The following is a 12,157-nucleotide window of genomic DNA, read 5'->3' on the forward strand; positions in this document are numbered from 1 at the left end:
TATACTGTCAAAAGCCGGTTTTCTCAAGAAAACCGGCTTTTTTTTTCCGTTGGGGCTAACCCAAATTACCACACCTCTTATCGAAAGCATGGTGCTCTTCTAGTGGCAATTATGTATTTTTACTTTTTAAGACCAAACCAATGTTCCCCCTATGAATAAGATTATCCCGATCGTATTCCTATGCGTTATTTTCAATGTCCATTCCCAAGATTCGATTCCCTTATTTCATTTTGACAGTATAAGTAATCATTTACAAAAACTAGCCCAAGAAGAGAAGTTTGAGGCCATTGTAAATTCGATAGATAATTTCCATAAAAACGATTCTGCCTACAACAGTCTACTGGTAACCAAAGGGTACTATCAATTACGGCTCAAACAATACGGGGAAGCCGAAAACACCATGCGTTTCGGACTAGAAAATGAAAAGGGCGACCTTCGTAGTAGTTTCTATCAAAACCTTGGTGTTTCCCTAGAAAGGCAAGAGAAATGGCAAGAAGCCTTAACGTATTACGACAAAGCCCTTGTCGAGTACCCCAGAAACCACATTTTCCTATATAAAAAGGCGTATTGCCTCGAACAATTGGGCCAAATAGAAAATGCAGCAACAAAATACAAAGAAGGTATTCGTATGTATCCCTTCTATCGGGCACCTTACGCGGCATTGGCCAATCTCTACTACCAACAACGGCAAACGGCACAGGCCCTCTTATTATACAATATATTCCTGGTTATGGAGCCTGACGCCGATAACGCCTTCCATTACCTTAAATTGGCCAATGAGCGCGCCAATTACCCACTAGAAACCATCGTTGTCGACCCCATAGCCATATCCATCGACGATGACGGCTTCAAAGAGATAAACAAAATTTTGAACGCACGGATTTCCATGAATTCCAATTATCCGTTACCCAATGACCTGAATATTGCCTTGGTCAGGCAAACCGATGCCCTATTAAAGTTGTTAGGGGAATTTAAGGGTTCTGGCGGGTTTTGGGAAAAAGACATCATTCCCTATTACAAATGGGTATCGTCAAGCGAAAAATTCAACGATTTAAGCTATACCGTTTGCTATTCCATCAAGAATGAAAAATACAAGAAGCTGGTCGACAAACAGGTTGAAACGATTCAAGGGTTTATGGGCGATTCCGAAAATAAACTGTCCGAAAACATACAGATCGGAAAATCGCCTTGGGAAGACCAACCGGGGAACGTTTATCACCATTATGGCGATGGGTACTTAAGTGCCATAGGCCGATATGAAAATGAAACCCCCAAAGGCTATTACGAATATTATACTTCAAAAGGAAGACTGTCGAGTAAGGGTTACTTTAATGAGAAGGGTGAAAAAACCGGTAAATGGACCTGGTATGGGCCTGGTGGTTACCTAAAGGAAACCGCGAATTATGAAAAAGGTGAGTTATCGGGAGAAAACCTAGGTTATTTTAAAAATGGCCGCTTGGAATACAGGGCACAATATAAAAACGATGCACTAGACGGCGATTACGAGCTATATCGTCAAAATGGAGCCCTTTACCATAAAAAGCGCTTTAAAAACGGGAAACTTGACGGTGATTTCCTTTCCCATAAAGAGGTAGGTGAAGGCCATCCGCATCAAAAAATCAACTATACCAAGGGCCTGATCCAAGGACAAGTCATAACCTACAACGACCTCAAGAACACGATTGCTACCTATGAATTCAAGGAAGGTAAGCGAAATGGTACCGACAAAGCCTATTACGATAATGGCATTTTACAATCGCAAAACCAATTTGTCAACGGGCTAATGCAGGGTATGCAAAGTAGTTATTTCCCGAACGAACAACTGGAAAGTGAAGTCAACGCCATGGATGACCTGTATGAGGGGGTTCGAAAAACCTATTTTCCGGACGGTGTATTGGAAACCACCTCTGAATATTCCGAAGGAAGCCGGAATGGCCTATTCACCGAATATGACAATGATGGCAAACCCTACTACCAATTCGAATACAAAAAGGATAATCTGATCGCTTACACCTATTTCGACAAAGCCGGTGAGGTAAGAAAAGCGGCCAAAAAGAAAGGTGGGGAGTTTCCTTATACCGGTTATACGGCATATGGTCAGAAAAAGGGGGAAGGTCTTTACGATATAAAAGGTGGTAAGGAAGGCCTATGGAGCTTTTATTCGGACCACGGGGTACTAAACGATTCCGGCACCTACTCGGACAACCGATTGATAGGGACGGCCAAGACCTACTACAATACGGGTGAACCTTTGTCGATTAGCCAATATGGTACCGATGGGGTTATCCATGGTTACTACCAAGAAATGCATACTAATGGCAAACTTAAAACGCAAGGTTGGTACATTTCTGGGCAGCGACACGGGCAATGGGAACACTATTATCCTGACGGCACCTTAAAGGAGCGCTTGTACTACCACAAAGACGAACTACATGGCTCCCAAGACTTTTTCGCCCCGGATGGGAAAAAGGCCAGTTCTTCGGTTTACGAATACGACACATTGCTCCATGACCAATATTACGATCCACAAGGCCATGTTATGCAAAAACTGGATTATAAAAAAGATGCCCAGTTAGTGTTATCGAGTGCCTATAAAAACGGACAAATGGAAACATCCCAGCAATATCGCTATGGGATAAAACATGGTAGCTATAAGCGATGGGGGTATTTCGGACAAGTATTGGTAGAAGGCCAATATGTAAACGGTAAGGCCCAAGGGGTTTGGAAAAGCTATTATGATACCGGTGAGTTAAGTCGCGAATTCGCTTTTATCCTCGACAAGCTTACCTATGATAAATCTTTTTATAAAAATGGGCAATTGGAAAGTGAGGAGTACTATCTCAATGGCCAAAAACATGGTACTTGGAAAAACTTTTCGGAACAAGGTCATCTAGAATTACAGATAGAGTACCTTTTGGACCATAAGGTAGGGCCTCAGTATTTTTATGGGCCGGAAGGCGAACTCCAATTGATCAGACATTACCAAATGGGGCGACTTATGGGCTATAGCTATCATGACGCCAATGGTAGACCCACGGCCATGACGCCTTTGGCAAACGAGAGTGGGAGAATCGAGGCAACTTATAAAAACGGAAAACCTTCGCGCCAAATGAACTATGACAAAGGCGAGTTTAACGGTGATTACGACTCATTCTACCATAGTGGTCAACTACTAAGGCGAACACCCTATTCAAAAGGGAGGGTGCATGGCGAATCCGTTGAATATTACAGCGATGGCACACTGAAAAAAAGACTGCCCTACCAATACGATTTTTTGCATGGTACGGTAGAGGAATTTTATGCCAACGGCAAACTTAAACGTACCACAGAATACCTTTGGAACAAACTCCACGGTAACCAAATTTGGTATAACGAAAAAGGTGATCCCATTAAGAAGACCACTTACTTTAACGATAGCATCCTTTTGTCCGAAAAACCATAATACATGTTAAGGAACCTTTTTATTCTACTGCTATTTTCGGTAAATCTGGTGCATTCGCAGCAAACCGATTCCGTTGCCTATTATCGTAACCTTTTTCCAAATGCCCATGCGGTCCGTACCAAGCAACATACTACCGTGACCATAAAATTAGTCGATGGCAGACCCCTTATAACCCAAGAGCAGGAAGAAGAAATCCTGTATCTAGACAAGATGGCCAATGCCAACGCCAAACAATCCTTATATCAGTCGACCTTTGTCAAGGTTAGCGATATCGAAGCGAAAACACTGGTCCTGACCGACAACGGGAAATACAAGGAATTCAAGGTTAGTGAGTTTACCGAAAAAGATGAGTTGAACAATTCATTTCACGACGACTTTAAATCTATAAACTTTATTTTTCCCCAATTACGCAAAGGGGCGAAAACCTCGTTAACCTATACCGAGCAAATCAATGACCCTCGTTTTTTGACAACTTTTTTCGTGAATGATCATTTACCGGTTATCTCAAGTAAGTTAAAGGTAATCGTAGATCAGGGGGTAACTTTAAAATATTCTGAATTCAACCTAGATCAATTACCAGTAAATAAAACCGTAAAGGATACCAGAAAAGGCAAAATATACACTTGGACGGCCAAAAATTTGGAGGCTCCAAAAAATGAAAATAATACCTTGGGGTATAGGTACCGATACGGCCATATTATACCCATGATTGGCAGCTATCAAGCTCAGAACGGAAAAGTGTCGGTCTCTGAAAATACCGACGCCCTCTATTCATGGTATAGCTCCCTGCTCGAAAATGTAAATCGCGATAGTCCTTCGGAAGAAATCACTAAAAAGGTCGGGGAATTGACCGCCAATCTCCAAACCGACATAGAAAAGGTAGAAGCCATATACCAATGGGTCCAGGAAAACATCAAATACATAGATTTCGAATACGGTCTGGGCGGATTCATACCACGGAATGCCAACGACATATATGCCAAGAAATTTGGTGACTGTAAGGACAAAACCAGTCTTTTACACGCCATGTTGCAGGTTGCCGGTATCGAGAGCCACTTTACATGGATCGGTACGCGCGAACTCCCATATACCTATAAAGAGGTACCAAGTCCGATAGTGGACAATCATATGATTTTAACCTATATGGACGGGGATAACCCGTATTTTTTGGATGCCACGGGAAGGTATTCTACCCTAGAGCTTCCCACTTCCTTTATTCAAGGTAAAGAAGCCCTAGTCGCTAAAAACGAAGACACCTATGTTGTTATGGAGGTACCCACCGTACCTGCCGTAAAGAACCTTTTTCATGACCACAGTAAAATTACCCTAGAAAACGGTGTACTAAAGGGTGTTGGGGAAAGTGAAATTTTCGGCAACCAAAAAAAGGCGGCCTTCTACAGTTTGGAGCGTACCGACAATACGCATAGCACCAAACAATTCTACAACCAATTTTTTAGAAAAGGTAACAATAGCTTCCAGTTCCTGAACCTAACGGAGAAAAACAAATTCGCCTACGACAAACCATTGGGTGTAGCCTATACCTTCAGTATTTCAGATTATTACAAAGAGATCGCCGGGAGTATTTACCTGAACCTAAACCTTAATAAAAAAGTACTGGAATACAGCATAGACAAAAAAAGGGAACTGCCTTTTGTTTTTAAATACCTGGAAGCCTTTAACCTAGAGTTGGAACTCGAAATCCCCGCAGGGTATCGTTTGGAGTATTTACCGAACGATTTCGAATGCCATAACGCACTTTTAACAGGAAGTATAAGCTACAAACAAGAGGGAAACAAGGTGTTATACCGTCAAAAACTGGAGACTTTCCAGCTAGTAATAAACCCTGACCAACTGCCATTAATGCGGGAAACCGTAAAAAAATTCGAAAAGGCCTACAAAGAGGTCTTAATTTTTGAAAAGGAATAGCCAATTATGAAAAACATCCGGACCATCCTTCCAATACTATTCTTCCTGAGCATACTACAGGTCTCCTTGGCCCAAAACGAACAAGCCAGTTGCTTATCTTATGATTGGGGTGCCGCCTCGCAATACGGGCCCATAACTGATTCTGAGCAGGATATGATCATACTCAAAGAACAAAAAACGGTTGAGTTCCATTATGATGCAAACGGCGACCTTAACCACCACTTTCTAGAAAATACGGCCGTTTGGTTGAACGCCGATGACACCATAGAGGAATACAACAAAATCTATCTACCGTATAATAGTACCTCGCAATTATTAGTCAGCAAAGCACGGGTTATTAGTCCTAAGGGAAAGGAACTCGTATTAGATCAATCTAAAATACTGGAGGCCAAAGATGACGAAACCGGTAGGCAATACAAATATTTCGCCCTTGAAGGTATTGAAAAAGGAAGCATTATTGAATATATGTACATTGAGAGAAAAAAGCCTTCATACAATGGCATTGCCTATCGCATTCAAGACGAACACCCTATTTCTTCCTTTAGCTTTAAATTGGAGAGCCCGAAGAGCTTGGAGTTCAAACTTACCTCATCCAACGGTATCCCAGAGGCGGTGAAAGACACGGTAAATGGTAAGAATATTTGGAAAATCGGGCCAGTACCTATTGCGGAGTTGGAGCGGGAAGAAGGCGCGGCCTATGACGCCCTTAGGGGTAGTGTTTCGTTTAAGCTCGATAGAAATTACAGCAACGGAATGCGGAATATTTCCGGGTACTCTCAAGTATCCCAGAACATCTTCAACTACTACTACCCCAATCGTTCATTAAAGGAATTGGAACCCTTAATGGCCTTTATTGAGGAAGTCAGTGGTACCACTTCGGATTTGGAATCCCAAATCCGAAAACTTGAAGATTATATTAAAACAAATGTTTTCCTTACAGAAGGAAACGATCCAGGCTTGGAGGACCTAAAGCAGGTAATCGAACAAAAAATAGCCAACAATACAGGGGTATTAAAGCTGTATACGGCCCTGTTCGAACAACTCGGAATAACGCATGAACTCGTTTTAACCTGTAATCGCTTAGAAGATAAGTTTGACCCTGTATTTCAATCGCATCATTTTCTAAGGGATTACCTGATTTATTTCCCAAAACAAGACAAATACCTTGACCCTCACAGCCTGTATAGTAGATATGGATATCCTACCGCCCAATTGACCGACAATTATGGCCTTTTTATAAAAAAAGTCTTTGTGGGTAGTTTTAAAGCCGGACTTGACGAGGTACGCTATATAAACCCGGTACCTTCTTCCGCTTCCGGCGATAACCTGGATATAAGCATCAGTATGGCTGCAGATGCACCCGAAAACACCCAAATTGAGATAAAGAGGGAAATTTCCGGCTATTATGCCAGCTATATGCATCCGTATATGGATCTTATGAAGGAAGAAGATGAAGAGGAACTAATGGACTCCTTTGCGAAAAGCTACAATCAAGGCCTAGAGGCACAAACGTATAGCTTCACCAATAAAGACCCGAAGCTTTTCGGTCAAAAACCCTTGGGTATCAACATGAGCTTCGACACCAATCTGTTTGTTGAAAAAGCCGGCAACCGATACTTGTTGAACATTGGCCAACTCATTGGGGAACAGATGCAAATGTATCAGGAGAAAAAAAGGGTGCTCCCCTACGAAAATGACCATCAAAGATATTATGACCGGACCATAAAGGTACGTATTCCGGACGGCTATTCCATTTTAAACCCGGAAGATGCCGTAATCGAGCATACCCATAAGGTAAACGGCTCCAAGGTTTTTGAGTTTGTTTCAGGTTACGAGATGAATACGAACGAAATGCAGATCACCATTAAGGAAACCTATGCCCAAAACATTGTGGCACCGGAAGACTTTGAAGGTTTTAGAAAAGTAATCAATGCCGCGGCCGACTTTAACAAGGTCGTTTTGGTCGTAGCCCCTAAATAGCGGCAAAACCCAAGTGGCCTTACCACCATCCACAATTAAAAACAATCAAAAAAAAATCGACATATGTCCTTACCCGAAAATATCGCTACACTTCTTCAATCCGAAGAAATTAACTGGCAAAACTTATTGGAGGCGACCATTTCCCATTTCGATTGTACTACGGGCACCCTGCATTTTTTAGACCCAAAGACCCAATTACTGCACCTAAAGGCCAGTAAAGGTATTCCCGGGTTTTTAATGCCCAAGGTATCGACCATTCCGGTAGGCAAAGGTATGGCCGGTATAGCGGCCGAACGTAAAGAGGCCGTAGAAATGTGTAACCTACAAACCGATGCCTCGGGGGTGGCCAGACCGGCCGCCAAAGAAACCAAGGTTGAGGGCTCCTTGGCCGCCCCATTGCTATTGGACGGGGTGCTGTATGGCACCATTGGCGTGGCCAAACCCGTGGCCTACGATTTTAGCGAAAGCGAGATTGCGGCCTTGATGGAAATAGGCACGGAAATTTCCAAACGTTTGGTATAGGTCCGTACCCTAAACAATAATTGAAATCAGCCCCTATTCCTTTGAATACACTTTACGGCCATCCATCCAGGTTTCTAGGACTTGGATTTCGGAAATCTGATGGGGGTCAACTTTGCGTGGGTCCTTTTCCAGAATGACCAAGTCGGCAAATTTGCCTTTTTCTATACTCCCGAATTCATCTTCGGACATGAGCTGCCAGGCCGCCGAACTGGTTACTGCCCTAATGGCCGACTCTACCGACACCTTTTCTTGCGGCGCCAATACATAATCGGGCTCTTTATAGGTGGTTCGGGTTACGGTAGTCTCGATCATTTGTAGGATATTGGGATCGGTAACCGCGAAATCGGACTGAACGGTATAGTTGATGCCTGCCTTTTCTACAGCCGCGCACCTGTCCAACAACTGTACTTTTTCGGGCCCGAACACCTTATCGCGCATATGGGTGCCCCAATAGTTAACATGCCCGATCAGAAAACTGGCAGAAACCCCCAGTGCTTTCATTTTTTCAATCTGTTCATCGTGTAGAATGGAACAGTGTTCTATCCGTGGTCGTAAACTGGCCACATCATAGCCTTTTTTCGCCAGGGAATCGATTACCGTCAATATATTGTCAATGGCCTTGTCGCCATTCCCGTGAATGGTAAGTTGCCATCCTTCTTTGGTCCGTTGTTCGGCAATACGCATCAGTTCGGACACACTCATATATTCGACCCCTGAATTACCATGTTGGTGCGGATCGAAATAACCATCGCGCTGCAGGCCGGTAAAGCCTTGATTGGATCCATCGGCAATCAGTTTAAAACCAACGATCTTGGCCAAGGCATTCCCATCGTACATTTTAGTCCCCGCTTCGGTCCATTTATCGTTTATGGTATAAAAAGGATAGGCCCTTATACGTGCCGAAAAATCGTCACGCTTCGAGGTTTCGAACAATACCTGTGCCTCTTCGGCACTTTGCATGGTAGCCCCTAAAGAAAATTCACTGGTGGTGGTTATACCAAAACTATTGAAGGAATTCAGGAGTTTTACGATGGCTTCCGAGAAATCGAGATTGGCCACGGCCGGGATCTGGCCATAGATCTGCATAAAGGCTACATTGTTTTTGATAACCCCGTTCAACTTCCCACTTTCATCGCGTACGAATTCGGCCCCTTCCGGATTTTCGACATCGGCCGGTATTCCGGCTACCTCATAGGCCTTCGAATTCACATAGGCCAAATGCCCGGACGCGTTCAAAATAAAAATCGGATGCTCGGTAGAAATGGCATCCAACTCTTTAAAGGTAAGTGCCTCTACCCCATCTTGCACAGCCGGATCCCATCTACTGGCCACGATCCATTCGCCCTTGGGTTTTTCACTGGCCATTTTCTTTAGATGGGCCAACACTTTCTCTGTATTGGCAAATTCGGTCATCCCTACATTTTCGGTGGCCAAGAAAACAGGTGCAAAAGTCATAATATGGGCATGGGGATCTACAAAACCGGGTAACATGGTCTTGCCCTGTAGATCGATTTTGGTTACTTCTTTACCGACCGAAGACTCCACGGCTTCCAAAGATCCCGTGGCCACGATTTTTTTACCTTGTATGGCCACTGCCTCCACTTCAGAAAAATCGGTATCGACGGTCATGATCGTACCGCCATGGAACAGGGTAATCGGGTCAGCACTTTTTTCAACAGATTTGGTTTCCTTACAAGAAAACAGGCTAAAGCCCATAATAGCGGCACAAAGCCCTTTGGCCCATAAACGGCCGTAACGTTGGTGTGGTTTCATTTTGAATAGCATTAGGTTTGAAACCCTAAGATACCATATAACCGAATTATACGAAAACGATTTAGTGATAATAAGCGCGCAGCCCCATATGAAGATTTAACCTATTTTCGCGCCATCAACCAAACTTTAGCAAACATGAAGAAAACCTTGGCCATTATTGGCACTCTAATCCTATTCGCTGTTGTGGTCGGCGGGCGTTTATACAAAAAGTACCAACGCAAGCAAATTCAGGATACCCAACGTATTGAACAAAGACAGGCCATGCAAAAAGCCCAGCAGGAAAGGGCCCGTATCGCCGATTCGCTGGCCCAATTGGAACAACGACGTATTAATGATTCTATGGGTCAGGCCCGTGTAGACCAAACTAAGGCGGGGCTCGAAAAGCTTCGTGCCACAAGGGCAGCCCTGGAGGCTCAAGAGCAATAAATCCAATATAAAAAGACTGTCTTAAGGAAGCCACCTAAGACAGTCTTTTTATATTCGTTCAATCAATCCCAACGGTGTCCGGTAGATAAGGCCAATTTACCTCCTCCGGTAAAAAACAAGGCCAAGGCACCCAGAAGGAACAAGCCTAATAGCTCTACACCCCAACCTCCATGTTGGTTAAGCGTGAAAATTTCGGCAGAATGTACCAAGAACATGGCAAACAAGGCCCCAAAGATCATAATGCCGGCACCTAAACGAGTCCTGAATCCGACCAATATCAGTAAAGGTCCCACGATTTCCGTGATATAGACCCCATAGGCCAAAAAGCTGGGCAAACCACTTTCGGCCAACATGCCTTCTATAAAGGAAACCCCACTTAATTTGGCCAGGCCATGAAGTAACATCAGGCCTCCAATAGCGATACGAAGGATCAATAGACCCAAATCATTGTTCTTATCCATATGAGTAGTTTAAAAGGTTACATTGGCATTACCCACAACCTTCAAATGCCCCCACCACTCCTCATTTTGAACCGGTTATGGTTTTTACAAGGTACAAAAATCTTCGAAGCACACTAAATTAGAACCTATTACACCATCCAAAACAAGGCTGTATCAACTATCGATCTCGCCCCAGCACATGTATTTTATCTCCAAGAATTCATTCATCCCGTACTTGGATCCCTCACGGCCAAAACCACTTTCCTTAATGCCCCCAAAAGGAGCTACCGTGGTTGAAATGGCACCGGTATTTATGCCTACCATTCCATACTCCAAGGCTTCGGCTACCCGCCATAATCGGGCGTAATCGCGGCCGTAAAAATAACTGGCCAGACCGTATTCGGTGTCATTGGCCAAAGCGATGACCTCGGCCTCAGTGCCAAACTTAAATATAGGGGCAATCGGCCCAAAAATCTCTTCTTTATAGACCCGCATGTGCTTATCGGCATGGGCCAATACCGTTGGCGGATAAAAACAACCTTCGCCCTTGGCACCACCAGTGGTAGTTTTCGCCCCGGCCCCAACAGCCTCTTGTACCATGGCATCCATTTCGGAAACCGCTTGGGTATTGATCAACGGACCTATAACCGTACCGGGCTCCGTTCCATTACCAACTGGTAAAGCGGCTACGGCTTCACTAAATCGGTTTACAAAAGCATCGTAAATTCCTTCTTGGACAAAAATACGATTGGCGCAAACGCAGGTTTGGCCTGCATTTCGGTATTTGGCGAGCAGGGCTCCTTCGACGGCCTTCTCTAAATCGGCATCGTCAAAAACGATAAATGGGGCATTACCCCCAAGTTCTAGGGACAGTTTTTTAACCGTATCGGCGCTTTGGCGCATTAGGGTCTTGCCCACGGCAGTAGATCCGGTGAACGAAAGCTTACGCACTGCTTTACTGGCGGTCATTACCCCTCCAATGGCCCTTGAATCGGTACCCATGACCACATTGACAACCCCAGGCGGAAATCCGGCTTCTTGGGCCAGCTGCATCAAGGCCAAGGCCGATAAGGGGGTTTGTGCGGCCGGTTTTATAACTACCGTACAACCTGCGGCCAAAGCCGGGGCCACCTTTCGGGTAATCATCGCATTCGGAAAGTTCCATGGTGTAATCGCCGCCACGACCCCAATGGGTTGCTTTACAGTGGTTATGCGGGCATTGGCCATATGGGCCGGAATGGTATCGCCATACACCCTGCGGGCTTCTTCGGAGAACCATTCTACAAAAGAAGCCCCATACAATATCTCGCCTTTGGCCTCGGCCAAGGGTTTCCCTTGTTCCAAGGTTAAAATAAGTGCTAGGTCATTGGCATGGGTAATAATCAGATCGTACCATTTGCGTAAAATCTTGGCCCGTTTCCCGGCAGACTGGGCCTTCCAAACTTCAAAAGCGGCCTCGGCCTTTTCAATGGCCAATTCTGTCTCGGCAGCACCACAATCGGCCAATTGGGCCAAAACCTCTCCATTATACGGGTTGGTGACTTCAAATCGTTTATCGTTTACGGCATTGATCCATTCCCCATTGATATAGGCATCGGTCTTTAACAGCTCCGGATGTTTCAGTTCCATACTTTCAGTTTACAGCAAT

8 protein-coding genes are annotated in these 12,157 nt (G+C 44.4%); 5 read left to right on the forward strand and 3 right to left on the reverse strand.

The features are described 5' to 3' along the window. Positions 1-151: 151 nt before the first annotated feature. The 4 genes from B7P33_RS08440 to B7P33_RS08455 all read left to right on the forward strand — a co-directional run bounded on the left by B7P33_RS08440 (position 152) and on the right by B7P33_RS08455 (position 7,870). Positions 152-3,442 carry a tetratricopeptide repeat protein gene (locus B7P33_RS08440; protein WP_097441540.1) on the forward strand — a complete coding sequence of 1,097 codons (3,291 nt, stop codon included), beginning with the start codon at positions 152-154 and terminating at the stop codon, positions 3,440-3,442. Between the two features lie 3 nt (positions 3,443-3,445). After that, a complete protein-coding gene (locus B7P33_RS08445; protein WP_097441541.1) occupies positions 3,446-5,368 on the forward strand; it encodes a DUF3857 domain-containing protein in 1,923 nt (640 codons plus the stop codon). Between the two features lie 6 nt (positions 5,369-5,374). After that, positions 5,375-7,348: a DUF3857 domain-containing protein gene (locus B7P33_RS08450; protein WP_097441542.1), complete on the forward strand. Its 1,974-nt coding sequence runs from the start codon at positions 5,375-5,377 to the stop codon at positions 7,346-7,348. A gap of 63 nt (positions 7,349-7,411) precedes the next feature. Beyond that, positions 7,412-7,870 (forward strand): GAF domain-containing protein, encoded by a 459-nt coding sequence (locus B7P33_RS08455; RefSeq protein ID WP_097441543.1) that lies wholly within the window; start codon positions 7,412-7,414, stop codon positions 7,868-7,870. A gap of 33 nt (positions 7,871-7,903) precedes the next feature. Here B7P33_RS08455 and B7P33_RS08460 read toward each other — a convergent pair whose 3' ends face one another. Beyond that, complete coding sequence (locus tag B7P33_RS08460; RefSeq protein ID WP_216359370.1) at positions 7,904-9,643, reverse strand: amidohydrolase; 1,740 nt, start codon at positions 9,641-9,643, stop codon at positions 7,904-7,906. Between the two features lie 135 nt (positions 9,644-9,778). Here B7P33_RS08460 and B7P33_RS08465 point away from each other — a divergent pair, with 135 nt between their 5' ends. Beyond that, positions 9,779-10,069 carry a hypothetical protein gene (locus B7P33_RS08465; RefSeq protein ID WP_097441544.1) on the forward strand — a complete coding sequence of 97 codons (291 nt, stop codon included), beginning with the start codon at positions 9,779-9,781 and terminating at the stop codon, positions 10,067-10,069. A 62-nt stretch (positions 10,070-10,131) separates the two neighbouring features. On the opposite strand, the gene B7P33_RS08470 is transcribed toward B7P33_RS08465, so the two are convergent. Further along, positions 10,132-10,530: a DoxX family protein gene (locus B7P33_RS08470; RefSeq protein ID WP_097441545.1), complete on the reverse strand. Its 399-nt coding sequence runs from the start codon at positions 10,528-10,530 to the stop codon at positions 10,132-10,134. 153 nt (positions 10,531-10,683) lie between these two features. Continuing rightward, positions 10,684-12,138, reverse strand: a complete 1,455-nt coding sequence (locus tag B7P33_RS08475; protein ID WP_097441546.1) for an NAD-dependent succinate-semialdehyde dehydrogenase — start codon at positions 12,136-12,138, stop codon at positions 10,684-10,686. Positions 12,139-12,157: the final 19 nt, after the last annotated feature.

Source organism: Sediminicola luteus, from assembly GCF_002514735.1.
Lineage (GTDB): Bacteria > Bacteroidota > Bacteroidia > Flavobacteriales > Flavobacteriaceae > HQA918.